At 66.8% G+C, this 14,531-nt stretch carries 12 protein-coding genes; 4 read left to right on the top strand and 8 right to left on the bottom strand.

Features of this window, described 5'->3' with window-relative positions:
• Positions 1 to 45: 45 nt before the first annotated feature.
• Genes AADH62_RS10395 through AADH62_RS10380 form a run of 4 tightly spaced genes read right to left on the bottom strand, consistent with a single transcriptional unit; the run spans position 46 to position 5,390 of the window.
• A complete protein-coding gene (locus AADH62_RS10395) occupies positions 46 to 438 on the bottom strand; it encodes a VOC family protein (protein WP_341579404.1) in 393 nt (130 codons plus the stop codon).
• A gap of 47 nt (positions 439 to 485) precedes the next feature.
• Positions 486 to 4,103, bottom strand: coding sequence for a transcription-repair coupling factor (gene mfd / locus AADH62_RS10390; RefSeq protein ID WP_341579403.1), 3,618 nt, complete (start codon positions 4,101 to 4,103; stop codon positions 486 to 488).
• Between the two features lie 35 nt (positions 4,104 to 4,138).
• Entirely contained in the window at positions 4,139 to 4,723 is a 585-nt protein-coding gene (pth, locus tag AADH62_RS10385) for an aminoacyl-tRNA hydrolase (protein WP_341579402.1), read from the bottom strand.
• A 34-nt stretch (positions 4,724 to 4,757) separates the two neighbouring features.
• Entirely contained in the window at positions 4,758 to 5,390 is a 633-nt protein-coding gene (locus AADH62_RS10380; protein WP_425355669.1) for a 50S ribosomal protein L25/general stress protein Ctc, read from the bottom strand.
• A 237-nt stretch (positions 5,391 to 5,627) separates the two neighbouring features.
• Between AADH62_RS10380 and AADH62_RS10375 the strand changes: the two genes are divergently transcribed.
• Together AADH62_RS10375 and gndA are read left to right on the top strand one after the other, a co-directional pair.
• A complete protein-coding gene (locus AADH62_RS10375; protein ID WP_267490521.1) occupies positions 5,628 to 5,750 on the top strand; it encodes a hypothetical protein in 123 nt (40 codons plus the stop codon).
• Positions 5,751 to 5,813: 63 nt separating this feature from the next.
• Positions 5,814 to 7,289, top strand: coding sequence for an NADP-dependent phosphogluconate dehydrogenase (gene gndA / locus AADH62_RS10370; RefSeq protein ID WP_341579400.1), 1,476 nt, complete (start codon positions 5,814 to 5,816; stop codon positions 7,287 to 7,289).
• Positions 7,290 to 7,357: 68 nt separating this feature from the next.
• Here the strand turns inward: gndA and AADH62_RS10365 are convergent, their stop codons facing one another.
• Both AADH62_RS10365 and AADH62_RS10360 read right to left on the bottom strand, forming a co-directional pair.
• Positions 7,358 to 8,071, bottom strand: coding sequence for an ABC transporter ATP-binding protein (locus tag AADH62_RS10365; protein WP_425355672.1), 714 nt, complete (start codon positions 8,069 to 8,071; stop codon positions 7,358 to 7,360).
• A 58-nt stretch (positions 8,072 to 8,129) separates the two neighbouring features.
• Positions 8,130 to 9,587 carry an ABC transporter permease gene (locus AADH62_RS10360; protein ID WP_341579399.1) on the bottom strand — a complete coding sequence of 486 codons (1,458 nt, stop codon included), beginning with the start codon at positions 9,585 to 9,587 and terminating at the stop codon, positions 8,130 to 8,132.
• 191 nt (positions 9,588 to 9,778) lie between these two features.
• Here AADH62_RS10360 and AADH62_RS10355 point away from each other — a divergent pair, with 191 nt between their 5' ends.
• Together AADH62_RS10355 and AADH62_RS10350 are read left to right on the top strand one after the other, a co-directional pair.
• A complete protein-coding gene (locus AADH62_RS10355; protein ID WP_300593831.1) occupies positions 9,779 to 10,510 on the top strand; it encodes a response regulator transcription factor in 732 nt (243 codons plus the stop codon).
• Positions 10,507 to 12,060, top strand: coding sequence for a HAMP domain-containing sensor histidine kinase (locus AADH62_RS10350; RefSeq protein WP_341579398.1), 1,554 nt, complete (start codon positions 10,507 to 10,509; stop codon positions 12,058 to 12,060). The genes AADH62_RS10355 and AADH62_RS10350 overlap by 4 nt, the downstream gene beginning before the upstream one ends.
• Here the strand turns inward: AADH62_RS10350 and AADH62_RS10345 are convergent.
• Both AADH62_RS10345 and AADH62_RS10340 read right to left on the bottom strand, forming a co-directional pair.
• Positions 12,054 to 13,628, bottom strand: a complete 1,575-nt coding sequence (locus AADH62_RS10345; protein ID WP_341579397.1) for a flavodoxin reductase — start codon at positions 13,626 to 13,628, stop codon at positions 12,054 to 12,056. The two genes, AADH62_RS10350 and AADH62_RS10345, sit on opposite strands and share 7 nt — an antisense overlap.
• On the bottom strand, positions 13,625 to 14,524 hold the full coding sequence (locus AADH62_RS10340) for an FAD:protein FMN transferase (RefSeq protein WP_341579396.1): 900 nt from the start codon (positions 14,522 to 14,524) through the stop codon (positions 13,625 to 13,627). Before AADH62_RS10340 ends, AADH62_RS10345 begins: the two co-directional genes overlap by 4 nt.
• Positions 14,525 to 14,531 lie beyond the last annotated feature (7 nt).

Below are 14,531 nucleotides of genomic sequence, written 5' to 3'. Positions count from 1 at the left end.
CCTAGTCGTGGGGAGGAGCCGGTACTGCCGCAAAGCGCGCCGCGATTACGGCCCGTCCGCGACGATCTCGGCCTTGAACCCGGCAGAATTCTCGAGCCAACCTGCATAGTGGTCCGGCCCTCCCGCATGCGGGTACCTGTCGTGGTAGAGCGGTCGCCAACCGTGCTGCTCGGCGCGCGCCATGATCGCGTCGACGCGGCCCGCTGCACCGCCCTTGAAGGCAAGATGATTGACGCCGGGAGCCCTTCGGTCATGGGATCCCCCGGAGAGGTTCGGCGAGGTCGTCACCGTGAGGTATGCGCCTCCTGCAGACCAGGACTCTCCTTCTGGCCACTCGCTCTGTCGCGTGAAGCCGAGCTCACCCAGAAGCCAGTCCCACTCAGCGCCCTCCTGCATCAGGTCTGCGACCCACAGTTCGACATGATGAAAACCCGCCACGGACCCCAGTCTCTCAACTCCGCGGTCGACGAGGAGCTGCCGCCAGCCTAGGCTTCAGCGGTCGCGGGCTCCGAGGCGACCGGCTCGGGCCACAGCTGACCGAGGAGCGTGTCGACCCACGCAATGAGGTCAGCATCCGCGACCTGCTCCCCGTCCACTCGGGGCAACGGCACGACGACAGCCTCACCACCGGCGAGGAGTTTCGCTGCCGGATACAGCCGCTGCAGGCGTACGCGCATCGAATCAGCCAGGCGCGCCGGGGCAATCCGCAGGTTCGGGCCCATCGCGACGACGTCCGTCAGTCCTGCGCGCGCAGCGCGGCGCCGGAGCCTCGCCATCGACAGCAGCCCGGCGACGTCCGCAGGCGGCTCACCGTAGCGGTCGGTGAGCTCCTCGATGACCGCGTCGATCGCGTCATCCTTGGCCGTCGCGGATGCCGCGGCAGAGAGCTTCTGGTAGGCCTCGAGCCGGAGGCGCTCGCTGTCGATGTAGTCCTCGGGAATGCGGGCTTGTACGGGGAGCTCAAGGCGCAGCTCGGCCGGACCCTCGACGTCCTCACCACGGAAGGTGGCGACGGCCTCTCCGATCATCCGCAGGTACAGGTCGAAGCCAACGCCCGCGATATGCCCGGCCTGCTCGGCTCCGAGGAGGTTTCCAGCACCGCGCAGCTCGAGGTCCTTCAGCGCGACCTGCATACCGCTGCCGAGATCGTTGTTGACCGCGATCGTCTCAAGACGGTCGGCAGCGGTCTCTGAGAGTGGCTTCGCGTCGTCGTAGAGGAAGTACGCGTAGGCGCGCTCACGACCACGGCCCACGCGGCCACGCAGCTGATGCAGCTGCGAGAGTCCGTACTTGTCGGCCCGGTCGATGATGATCGTGTTGGCGTTCGCGATATCGAGGCCGGTCTCGATGATCGTCGTCGAGACGAGCACGTCGGCCTTGCGCTCCCAGAAATCATCGACGACCTGCTCGAGCTGGTGCTCGCCCATCTGCCCGTGCGCCACGACGACCCGCGCCTCGGGCACGAGTTCCGCAAGCTCGCTCGCGACCCGCTGGATGGAACTCACACGGTTATGGACGTAGAAGACCTGGCCTTCGCGCAGCAACTCCCGGCGAATCGCTGCCGCGATCTGCTTGTCGTTGCGAGCCCCGACATACGTGAGGATCGGATGCCGGTCCTCGGGCGGTGTCTGCAGCGTCGACATCTCCCGGATGCCGGTCACCGCCATCTCCAGCGTTCGAGGGATAGGCGTCGCACTCATCGCCAGGATGTCGACATTGGTCTTGAGCTTCTTCAACGCATCCTTGTGCTCGACACCGAAGCGCTGCTCCTCGTCGATGATCATGAGACCGAGGTCTTTGAAGATCACCTTCTCTGTCAAGATCCGGTGCGTGCCGATCACCATGTCGACGGTGCCATCGGTGAGGCCCGCCAAAGTCTCACGGGCCTCCTTGTCGGTCTGGAACCGCGAGAGCGCCTTGACCTTCACGGGGAAACCGGCAAAGCGCTCCGTGAACGTCTCGAGGTGCTGCTTCACCAGGAGCGTTGTCGGCACGAGCATCGCGACCTGCTTGCCGTCCTGGATCGCCTTGAACGCCGCGCGCACGGCAACCTCGGTCTTGCCGAATCCGACGTCTCCCGACAGCAGCCGGTCCATGGGGATCGGCCGCTCCATGTCGGCCTTGATCTCATCGATCGTCTGTAGCTGATCCATCGTCTCGGCGAACGGGAATGCCTCTTCCAGCTCCCGCTGCCACGGCGTATCCGGGCCGAAGGCGTGACCCTTGGCGGCCATCCGCGCCGAGTACAGCTTCACCAGCTCGACGGCGATGTCGCGCACCGCCTTGCGCGCGCGACCTTTCGCCTGCGCCCAGTCGCTGCCGCCCATCTTCGAAAGGGTCGGCGCCTCACCACCGACATAGCGCGAAAGAAGATCGAGCTGATCGGTCGGCACCATGAGCTTGTCGCCGGGGTACCCACGCTTGGACGGTGCGTACTCGAGCACGACGTATTCGCGCACGCTCTTGACCGGGTTCCGACCGCCTGACGACACCTCGCGCTTCGCAAGTTCGACGAACCGCCCGATCCCGTGCGTGGCGTGCACGACGTGATCACCGGGCGTCAGCTGGAGAGGATCGACGACGTTCCGGCGCTTGGACGCGAGCTTCTTGACGACCCGACTGTCGCCACCGATCGTGCGCCCGTAGAACTCGGACTCCGTCAGCACCGCCAGGCGTGCGTCCTCGAGTTCGAAACCGCGCTCGAGCTGGGCCACCGCGAGCAAGACGCGGCCGGGCTCGGGTGCGGCATCCGCGTCGTCGACGAGCGCCGCCGCGATCTCACGGTCGGCGAGCACGTCGCGGGCGCGTTCGACCAGTCCCGTGCCGGATGCGGTGACGACGACGCTCCAGCCCGCTGCAACGCGTTCGCCGACATAGGCGGTGGCTCCGTCGACGTTGCCGTGGAAGGACGGCACCGACCGGGCGGGAATCCGCACTGGTGCATCGCCGAGCAGGTCGTCAAGGTCGTCGGCGAGCAGCCCCTCGGCTGCTGCGTCGGCAGCTCCCGAATCGAAGGGACTCAGCGTCCACCACACACCGGCGCGATCGTGAACCGTCTCCCGCAACTGGGCGATCGTGAGGAAGTCGCCTGCGCCGAGATCGACGGGTGTGCTCGCACCAGCCGTGGCGGCGCTCCACGCCGCTTCCAGGAACTCGTGGTTGGTCTCGGCGAGGGTCCGCGCCCGCGTGCGGGACCGCTCGGGGTCCACGAGGGCAACGGCGGATCCCTCGGGCAGATAGTCGACGAGGGTCGCCATCTGCGGTACGAGCGCGGGCATCAAGGACTCCATGCCCTCGGCAGGGATCCCTTCCGCCATCTTCTCGAGCATCCCCTGCAGGCCCGCAAACTCGCCGGCCAGCTGGCGCGCGCGAGCGCGAACGTCGGCGGTGAGCAGGAGCTCGCGACCAGGAAGGAGGTCGACGGCTTCGACCGCGCCGGGCAGAGAACGTTGATCAGCAACAGAGAACGTGCGAATCTGATCGACCTCGTCGCCGAAGAACTCCACGCGATACGGATGGTCGGCCACGGTGGGGAACACATCCAGGATGCCGCCGCGCACCGCAAACTCGCCGCGGCGCGAAACCATGTCGACGCGGTGGTAGGCCAGTTCCACCAGCCGCTCGACGATCACCGCAAGATCGTGGCCGCGTTCACCCGCACGCAGCCGCACCGGCTCGACCTCGGCAAGCCCCGCCGCGAGCGGCTGCAGCGCCGCGCGCACTGACGCCACGACAACGACCGGTTCCGCCCCAGAAGAGGCTGCGACGCGCGCGAGCGTCTCCAGCCGCCGTCCAACTGTCTCAGGACTGGGGCTGAGCCGCTCGTGCGGCAGGGTCTCCCACGCAGGGAAGGGCAGCACCGCCGCCTCGGGAAGAAGTGCCCGCAGCGCCGGGATCAGAGACTCAACGCGGCGGCCGGTCGGGGCGATCGCCAGCACCACAGGCGGCTTGCCCGCATCCCGGCGCCGACGAACGAGGGCGCTCAGCAGCGGGGCATCCAGGCCGTCGACCACCGAGACATCGGCATCCACGGCAGCCGCCGCAACCACATCCCGGAAATGCTCGGAGCGGTCGAGGGCGTGCGAGATCCCGGGAAAAGCCACCGGACGATTCTAGGCCGCCCGTCAGCCGTCCCGGATCAGGGGCGAGGAGCGTGGTGCACCTGTTGAGCCGCGAGCAGACCCTCATCAACGAGTCGCTCGACAGCATCGGCTGCATCCGAGACAGCGAGAGCAAGTTCCTCCCGGGCAGAAACAGGGAACTGCTGCAACACCCAGTCCGCCGGATCCTGTCGGCTGGGGGGTCGACCGATCCCCACGCGCACCCGTGGAAAGTCCGGGGTACCCAGGGCCTTCGCGACATCGCGCACCCCGTTGTGACCGCCGTGCCCGCCGCCAATCTTGAGCCGCACGGCATCGAAGGGGATGTCGAGCTCGTCGTGAACGATGACGACACGCTCGGGAGGGATCCCGTAGAACTGCACGAGTCCTGCGACGGGTCCCCCCGAGACGTTCATGAAGGTGTTCGGCTTGGCGAGCACGAGCTTGGGTCCGCCCGGGCGCAGCCACCCTTCGGCGACGCGCGCGTTTGCCTTGTGGGAGCGAAAACCCTCGCCGCGGCGGGCCGCGAGCTCATCGACGACAAGTTGCCCGATGTTGTGCCGGGTGCGCTCGTACTGTGGACCGGGGTTGCCCAGGCCCACGATGAGCCACGCGTCGCTCACGGCAGCGCCCTCCTGGCTCGATCAGCCCGCTGGATTACTCCGACTCGGCAGCAGCGTCCTCGGCGGCGTCGCCTGCGTCAGCGGCAGCCTCATCCTCAGCGGCGGCTTCGTCAGCGGCTGCGGCAGCCGGAACCGAGATGGCAACGACAAGAACCTCGGGGTCGGTGACCAACGACGCACCCTTGGGGAGGGACAGTTCGCCAGCGGTGATGCGGGCACCCTCTTCGAGGCCTTCGACGTCGACCTCGACGTGCTCGGGGATGTGGGTAGCTTCCACCGCGAGCGACACGCTCGTCGCGTCGAGGTTGACGATGGTGCCGGAGAAGGACTCACCAACGACAACAACCGGAACATCGACCTGGACCTTCTCGCCCTTCTTCACGACGACGAGGTCGATGTGCTCGATGATCTGGTGCACCGGGTCCTTCTGGACGTCCTTGACCAGGGCAAGCTGAGACTTGCCGGCGATGTCGAGCTCGACCAGCGCGTTCGCGCGACGCACGAGCAGCAGCATCTGGTGGCCGGGCAGCGCGACGTGCACGGGGTCGGTGCCGTGACCGTAGAGGACGGCGGGAATCTTTCCTGCGGCGCGCAGACGGCGGGCGAAGCCCTTGCCGAAGTTCTCGCGCAGTTCGGCGTGGACGGTGGTGTCTTCAGACATGTGCATTCTCCTTGGGCAGAGACCGGGTGCTGATCTCAGCCCGGACGTCAGGGGGTTCGACTCAACCGCGAGCGCGTGAGGAACCGTGAGGCCGCACACCCTCGTCGATAACGGATGCTGTGAGCAGTGCTGGGCGCACGCGCGAGCATCCCTCGCCGAAGTACAGTCCGCAAGTCTACCAGCGGCCCCGGTACGATGGTGACGGGCCGTGACGGGCCCGCTTCCCGAGAGCAAGGACGAATGATGGACGCCCAGGTCACCTCGAACATTCTCGTCGCCGTGATCGGCATCCTCACTCTCGGCACCCTCGTCGGTGTCGTTGCGGCCTTCTGGTCGATGGGACGCTCGGCCTACCGCAAGGAGTGACCCGCGTCTCTCCCTTAGGCTGACTGCGGCAACCACCCGCAGATCCAAGCCCAGGGAGTGAACGTGACGGATCAGGCAGCGACAGGCAGCGCCACAGCGAACATCGGAGTCGTGGGGCTCGCGGTCATGGGGTCCAACCTCGCCCGAAACCTCGCGAGCCGCGAGGGCAACACCGTCGCGATCTATAACCGCAGTGCCGACAAGACCGAACACCTCGTCGCTGAACACCCCGAAGCGGGCTTCGTGGCCACGTTCTCGTACGAGCAGTTCGCTGCCTCGCTCACCGTGCCCCGCACGGCCATCATCATGGTCAAGGCCGGCGCCGGAACGGATGCCGTCATCGACGAGCTTGTGCGCGTCTTCGAACCTGGCGACATCATCGTCGACGGCGGCAATGCGCTGTTCACCGACACCATCCGTCGCGAGAAGGCAGTCCGCGAGACGGGGATCAACTTCGTCGGCATGGGGGTGTCCGGTGGAGAGGAAGGGGCCCTCCTCGGCCCGTCGCTGATGCCCGGTGGATCGGACGAGTCCTGGATCACGCTCGGCCCCATCCTCAAGAGCATCGCCGCAGTCGCCGAGGGCGAGCCGTGCGTCACCCACATCGGCCACGACGGCGCCGGCCACTTCGTCAAGATGGTGCACAACGGCATCGAGTACGCCGACATGCAGGTGATCGCCGAGGCCTACGACATCATCCGTCACGCGACCGGGTACTCCCCCGCACAGATCGCCGACGTGTTCGCCGAGTGGAACCGCGGCGAACTCGAGTCCTACCTGATCGAGATCACCGCAGAGGTGCTGCGCCAGGTCGACAGCGACACCAACCTGCCGCTCGTCGACATCGTCCTCGACCAGGCCGGGGCGAAGGGCACGGGAGGGTGGACAGCCCAGACCGCCATCGATCTCGGCGTTCCGGCATCCGGCATCGCCGAGGCCGTTTTCGCCCGCTCTCTCTCGTCGCACCCCGAGCAGCGGGCCACCGCCGGCGTTCTGCCCGGACCCGACACAAGCGACGGGGTCGCGCTCATGGACGAGCCCGAGGAGTTCATCGAGCAGGTCCGTCGCGCCCTCTACGCATCCAAGATCGTCGCGTACTCGCAGGGCTTCGACATCATCCGAGCTGGCGCTGCGCACTACGGCTGGAGCATCGACCTCGGCCGGGTGGCGGCGATCTGGCGGGGCGGCTGCATCATCCGGGCGCGGTTCCTCAACCGCATCACCGAGGCGTACGCCGAGACCCCCGATCTGCCGGTCTTGATGACCGCCCCCTTCTTCGTGGATGCCCTCACTGGCGCCCAGAACGCGTGGCGGAACATCGTCGCACTGTCGGCAGCGGCGGGCATCCCCGCGCCGGTGTTCTCGTCTTCGCTCGCCTATTACGACGGGCTGCGCGCGGGGCGGCTGCCGGCTGCCCTCATCCAGGGTCAGCGTGACTTCTTCGGTGCACACACCTACAAGCGCATCGACCGCGGGGGTACGTTCCACACGCTGTGGTCGGGTGACCGCAGCGAAGTCGAGGCCGTCGACACCCACTGACCTCACCCGACGCCGAAGGGCCGTGACCGACTCAGCCTCGGTCACGGCCCTTCGTTCGCGCAGTACCGTCAGATCTCGCGGACGCTCCCCTTCTCGAGGCGCAGGCGCCGATGAGCGCGGCGGGCGACTGCCGAGTCGTGGGTCACCACGATGAGGGTCAGTCCGTCCCGATTGAGCCCTTCGAGCAGCTCCAGGATCTCGTCGCGCATGTGCTCATCGAGGTTTCCCGTCGGCTCGTCGGCCAGGAGCACCCGCGGGCGCTTGGCGATCGCGCGGGCGATCGCGACGCGCTGCTGCTGCCCACCCGAGAGCTCGCCCGGCAGATGGTCGGCGCGCTCGGCCAGGCCGACCTGGGCAAGAGCCTCGGTGACTCGGCTGGCACGTTCGGCGCTGGAGAGCCCCAGGGGTTCCAGGCCCATGTCGACATTTTCGTGCGCGGTGAGCGTCGGGATCAGGTTGAACCCCTGGAAGACGAAGCCCACCTCGGTCGCTCGGACACGTCCGAGTTTCGCGTTCGAGGCGTTTGCCAGATCGACATCCCCGAGTTTGACGGCACCCGAGGTCGGACGGTCGAGTGCACCCAGCATCTGGAGGAGGGTGGACTTCCCCCCGCCCGTCGGACCCTGGATGGTGACGAACTCGCCCTCGCGGATCTCGAGATCGACGCCCGCCAGGGCACGGATCTTCCGGCTCTTCTGCTGGTACTCGCGGATGACCGCCTGGAGGGCGTAGATCGGCGACGATGCAGCTGCGTCGACGGATGCCGGCGTGGGGTGCGTCATGCTCATGGAGTTCTCCTGTTCGTTCGTGACAGTTTCGTTCGCGACAGTGTTCATGTGCTTAGCCGACCGACCGCAGCGCTTCGGCGGGGCTCAGCCGGGCAGCCCGCCAGCCACCGAAGGCGCCGGCGATCAGTCCTCCAGCGATGGCGATTCCGACCGCTGCAGCGACCACCCAGAGCGTGACGGGAGCGTGAAGAACAACTTCCGTCGCCGTTTGCTGCGCCATTCCTCCGAAGCCTCCGCCCATCGGACCGCCTCCTTGGCCGGGTCCCCCCTGACCGGTGGTCGAGGACGTCGAGGAGATCGTCGGTGAGATCAGGTTGATGACCCCGATCCCCGCAAGCCCGACGGCAAGGCCGATCGCGCCACCGATCAGACCTTGGATGACTGATTCACCGGCTACCTGCCCAACGACGCGGCCATTGGACCATCCGATCGCCTTGAGAGTTCCGAACTCCCGGGTCCGCCGTGTCACGCCCGAGATCGTGAAGAGCACAGCCAGCGCCAGTGCGACGGCGAGCACGAGGATCGACAGCCATGTTCCGAGGTTGGTGATCAGCGACGAGGCGCTCGACAGGGACGACGAGACTGTCGATGCGAGATCGGACTGGGAACTGACGGTGACGTCGGCGACGCTGCCCTCGATTTCTGCCTGGACCGCCTCGATCTGGTCGGCCGAGGTCGCCTGGACGTAGACCGTAGATACGACATCGTCGAGACCGGCCAGCGACTGCGCGACATCGAGCGGGATGTACACGTTGGCCGCGGTGTCGGCGTCGCTGGAGGTCGAGGTGATGATCCCGACGACCTCGACGTTGGAGCCGCCGACGTCAATCGTGTCGCCGAGGGCGATCTCGTTCGTCGACGCGTACGTCGCGTCCACAACAGCGACCAGCTCCCCCGCGTCGTCAGCCGTCAGCGCACGGCCTTCTGAAACCTCGACCGCCGAGAGCGGCCCGACAGCGGTGTCATCGGGGTCGATCCCGAGGACGGTGAACGAGTTGAGATCGAAGGCACTGCCGCCGGCCCCGTCGGGACCGCCCGACGGCGGCTCGCCGCCTGCTTCGCCCTGGCCCCCCTGCTGCATCTGTGACCTGTCGGGCATCTCACCGCTGAACGTGATGTTCGTGAGCGATAGCGCGCCGGATGCTGCAGCAACCCCGTCGAGGGATGCGACGTTCTCGACTGTCGCGGCATCAAGTGTCCCGCGCATGAAGTCTGCGGTGAGCCGCGACTGCGACACCGAGGTCGTGCCGTCGGTGGTTTCGCCGGCCTCGCTGTCAAACTCGAAGCGCTGACCACCGCCCTCGCCCGGCTCTGCGGCGGCGCCCGTCACGGTGAGATCGGTGCCGACGCCGTATACGGACTCGAGCGCTTGCGCTTGTGCGTCGCGCACTCCCGCAGAGAGGGAGTTGACGACGATGACGAGAGCGATCGCAACAGCGAGGCCCACCGCCACGATGATCGTCTGCTTCTTGCGTCCCGCGAGTTCGCGTCGCAAATAGGTCCAATACATGGGTCTCCTTCAGCTCCTGATTGCAGCCATCGGCACGACGGTAGGGACGGCGCTGATGAGCCCAAAAAGGGATCGCTATGGCGAACCTATGGATCACGCTCTGCACGAGAAGGAGCAGTGAGCGCGATTTTCACAGACGGCGCATAACTTCCTCCATAGGAAACCCATAGCTGGAGCATCACAATGAGTCCATGACATCTCCGGCCCCCGCCCTGCGCCGACCCGACGGCGCGGCTGTTCGCATCCTCGTCGTCGATGACGAGCAGATGCTCACCGACCTGCTTTCGATGGCTCTGCGTATGGAAGGCTGGGATGTTCGCACCGCGGCATCCGGATTCGAAGCTCTGCAGGCCGTCCGAGACTTCGAGCCCGACGCGATGGTGCTCGACATCATGATGCCTGACCTCGACGGAATGGCAGTGCTGCATCGGCTTCGACAGTCCGGTAACGATGTGCCCGTGCTGTTCCTGACAGCGAAGGATGCCGTCGCCGACCGGGTCGCGGGCTTGACCGCAGGCGGCGACGACTACGTGACGAAGCCGTTCAGCCTCGAAGAAGTCGTGGCACGACTTCGCGGTCTCATGCGCCGCGCTGGAACGGCGACGCAGAGCGAGGACGAGCCGATCCTGCGCGTTGCCGATCTGTCTCTGAACGAGGACAGCCACGAAGTCGAGCGCGGCGGCGACGAGATCGAGCTGACGGCAACGGAGTTCGAACTGCTGCGCTATCTGATGCGCAACCAGCGTCGAGTTGTGTCCAAAGCGCAGATCCTGGATCGCGTCTGGAACTACGACTTCGGCGGCAGGTCCAGCGTCGTGGAGCTCTACATCTCCTACCTGCGCAAGAAGATCGATCAGGGCAAGGAGCCGCTCATCCATACCGTGCGTGGCGTCGGCTACATGATCAAGGCGCCAACACAGTGAGTGATTCTCACCGGGGCGGATGGCGACCGTGGGGCCTGGAGGGGCGCCTGGTCGTCACGATCGTCGCGGTCGTGGCGCTGATCTTCGCGACGGTCAGCATCGCCACGGGGGCGATCCTCGGCTCGATTCTGCAGTCGAACCTCGACAACGAGGTCACCGAAGCCACCGCGAAGGCCCTGCGAACCGTCCACGACGCGCCCCAGGTTGCCGCGGGCACCGAGGATGCCGCCGCGCTCCTAGCGTCCGGGCCGTTCGAGCCGGGCTTTCTGATCGTCATCGAGTCAGCCTTCGGATCCGTCACGGGCGGGTATGTCGATGCGGCCGGAACCGTGACAACGCTCGAGGATTCGCAGGTCGACCAGATCGTGCAGCAGCTGATCCAGCCGGGCGAGGGTGGCCCCGTCCGCGAGATCACCATCGACGGCGTCGGCACCTACCGAATGGTCGCGCTCGGTGGCGGTAGCTTCGCGATCGCCTCGGGGCTTCCGGTCAGCCAGGTGACGGCGACGCTCGCGCAGATCGCGACGACCGTCGCCCTGCTGACAGCGGGGGGTCTTGTGCTTCTGGGGCTCGCTGTCACGGTCATCGTGCGGCGGAGTCTGCGGCCACTTCGCGTGGTAGCCGACACCGCCGAGCGCGTCGCGAGTGTCCCCATGGCCGAGGGCGAGGTCTCGATCGCTGATCGCGTCCCGGCATCCGAAACCGATGAACGTACCGAGATCGGCAGGGTCGGTCACGCGCTGAACACACTCCTGGATCACGTCGACGCGTCGCTGGAAGCCCGCCAGCGCAACGAGGAGCGGATGCGTAGGTTCGTCGCCGACGCGAGCCACGAGCTGCGCACGCCGCTGGCCTCGATCCGCGGATATTCGGAACTGTCGCTGCGCGACCCTGAGCTGAGTGAGACCACCGAATCTGCCCTGTCGAGGATTCAGGCGCAGTCGTTGCGGATGACCCGGCTCGTGGAAGACCTCCTGCTTCTTGCACGACTCGACGAGGGCCAGGAGCTCGTCTACGGGGTCGTGGATCTCACGCAGCTGGCCGTTGAAGCGCTTGGCGATGCGCAAGTCGCAGGTCCTGAACACGTCTGGCTGCTCGAGGTCGACGAGGAGCCCGTGACCGTGCCCGGCGATTCTGCCCGGCTGCAGCAGGTGGTCGTGAACATGCTCGCAAACGCGCGGACCCATACGCCCGCCGGAACCGAGGTCACCCTCTCAGTCGGCCGTGAGAACTCGCCCACCGAGGGCGGCTCAGAGACGGAGGCCGCGGTCATCCGTGTCCATGACAACGGGCCGGGGATCGAGCCGGCCATCGCTGACGAACTGTTCGAGAGGTTCTCGCGCGCCGACAGATCACGCGCCCGGCAAACCGGTGGAACCGGGCTCGGCCTGTCGATTGCACGTGCGATCGTGCATGCCCATCACGGCGACATCACCGTGGAGAGCCGCCCCGGGAACACGACGTTCACCGTACGCCTCCCGATTCCGGCAGAAGCGGGTCGGGCCGGGGCCGATGTCACCGATGCGGCTCCGACAGGTGCCGCTCAGTAGCCGCTGAAAGCATCGGTGGTGACCGACTTCGCCCGCTCGAGAGCTGGCGCGAGGTCGGCGATCAGCCGGGGCGGGCCCGAGATTGCAGCATGCCGGGAATGCAGGTCGGGCACGACCTGCAGCAGGCCGGGCGCGTCCAGGCGCACACCGCGGGCCCACCGCCAGTTCGCGGGCAGCGATCCCGGGTCATCACGCGTGAAGACGACCACGGGCACCCCGGATGCCGCGATGTCGTCACGGAAGGCGAGCTCGGCAGCCTCGGAGGCGACGTAGACCAGAACGATGTCACGGGCCTGCCCGCTCGCGTGAAGATGGCGCAGCTGCGACACGAACGGCGTGACGCCGATTCCCGCGGCGACCATGAGGAGGGGAGTCTCAGGCCGGTTCGGCAGGACGAAGTCGCCCCAGATTCCGGTGACAGCCAGGGATGCTCCGGCGTCGACCTCCGCGAGCGCGCGCTTGTACGAGCTGGGCGCAGGGCCGCCGGAGCCCTCCGGGTACTCCCGGAAGGCGATACGGATCGTGGGGAGGTCTTCCGGAGCTGACGCGATGCTGAATTCGCGGCGCGTACCGCGTGCGTCGGGCCTGCGGTGCGGCACGTCGAGCTCGAGGTACTGCCCGGGAAGGAAGGTGATGCGGCGTTTGGCGGTGAAGGTCAGCATCCGTACCGTCGGAGTGATCATCTCGCGCGACTCAAGAGTCAGCCGGACAGCAGCACGCACCGAGAACGCGAAGGCAACGAGGTTCCCCACCAACAGCGCGCGCTCTTGGCCGAGGGTGATATCACCCAGCGAGATCGGCCAACCGGCAAGAACGCCGACGACACCCGCGACGAGGAACTGCTGCCAGCGCCGGGGAGGCAGCGTCAGCGGCTCGGACAGCATGAACACACCGAGGAACAGGAAGGGCGAGGACCACAACAGCGACCAGAAGATCGTCAGCGCATCGACCGCGAGACCTGCCGTCTGGTACTGGATCGTCGTGCGCACGAAGCCGACTGCGACGGCGATCAGCAGGAACACGAGGACCACGCGGATCTTCTCGGTACGCCACAGCACCGCCAGACCGAGAACGACGACCGGCGCCGCAAGTACCGGCGTTCCCACCCACCACGCCGACGCACCGAGCGCCGGAATCCAAATACTCACGATCGTGAGAACCGCAGCCCCGACCGCTGCCGGGTTGAAGATGTGGCGGCCACGCCAGGCCAACAGGTACTTGGATGCGGCCGCCACGGCACCTGCCAAGGCGACCCCCGCCAGCGCGACCGGATCCAGCGTGGGCCGCAGGACGAACAGCAGGATGAACGCGGTGATCACCGAGGACTCGAGGCGGAGCGATTGCCCGATGATCCGGTGCGCGACGACATCGATGGCCCCGCACACGACGGTAAGCACCACGAGGGTGGCGAGCATCTCCAGCGGGCTGGGAGCGACCAGTCCGAAGAAAGAGACTCCGAAGGCGACGACGGTCAGGGCTAGCAGTGCCAGGAAGGCCATGCGATACATCGAGACCTTGCCGAGCACCGCGAACACACGATTCCAGCCTGCGGTCAACCATCCGATCATGTGAACAACTCTGCCCTACACCGCTCTGTCCCGAATCCGGGAGACCATTCGACAAGTCCAGCAGTCGTCATGCGCACCCACTCGACGCCCCACCGATGCGCAAGTTCCGGGCCGCCATCGAAAAACAGCGCCGTAGCCGTCGCGTCAGCCATCATTGCCGTGGAGGCAACAGCCCAGGTCGCCGCGACGGATCGAACAGGCACGCCTGTGCGAGCGTCGAGGACGTGGTGCAGACCGTCGCCCCAGGCACGCCGATTGGTCGCCGAAGCGCACAGCGCAGCATCCTCAAGATCAACGACACCGATGATCCGCGTCGGATCGTACGGGTGCTCGAGTCCGATCCGTTCACGCACACCCGAGCAGCGGATGTCGCCCCCGGCGTCGATGACGAGATTGCGTCGTGCGCCGTCGTTCAGGCGCTCGTGCACGAGATCGACGAGGCGACCCTTTCCGATCGCGCCGACATCGATGAGAGCCGGTTGCGAGACCGTCAAAGCGCCCGCTCCGGTTGAGACGACTCGACGCCAGTCGCGCGTGGCACTGATGGGGTCCCCCGGGCGCAGCGAGTACGACGCGTCGTACCCGAGAGCTTCGAGCGATACCCCCACGAGCGGGTTCACCGCCCCATCCGTTGCCCCGCCGAGGTCGTCGTACACAGCGAACATCGCATCCGCATCAGCGGGGAGGGCACGCGAGCCACCCGAAGCCAGCGCGCTCACGGTGGAGTCCTCGCGAAAGCGCGACCACTCCCGGTCGAAGTCCTCGATCAGTGCGAGCACGGCGGCGCGCTCCCCGTCCGTGAGCGGATCGTGAGTATCGATCGTCCACTGCGTGCCGATCGCCTCGAAGCGCCAACGCCCCGCCGGCTCCACGTTCGCGAGGGCCTCGTCGCTCATCACGTCG

This window comes from Microbacterium schleiferi (assembly GCF_038150145.1).
Classification (GTDB): domain Bacteria; phylum Actinomycetota; class Actinomycetes; order Actinomycetales; family Microbacteriaceae; genus Microbacterium; species Microbacterium schleiferi_B.
This window is presented reverse-complemented; position numbering and strand designations above follow the sequence as displayed.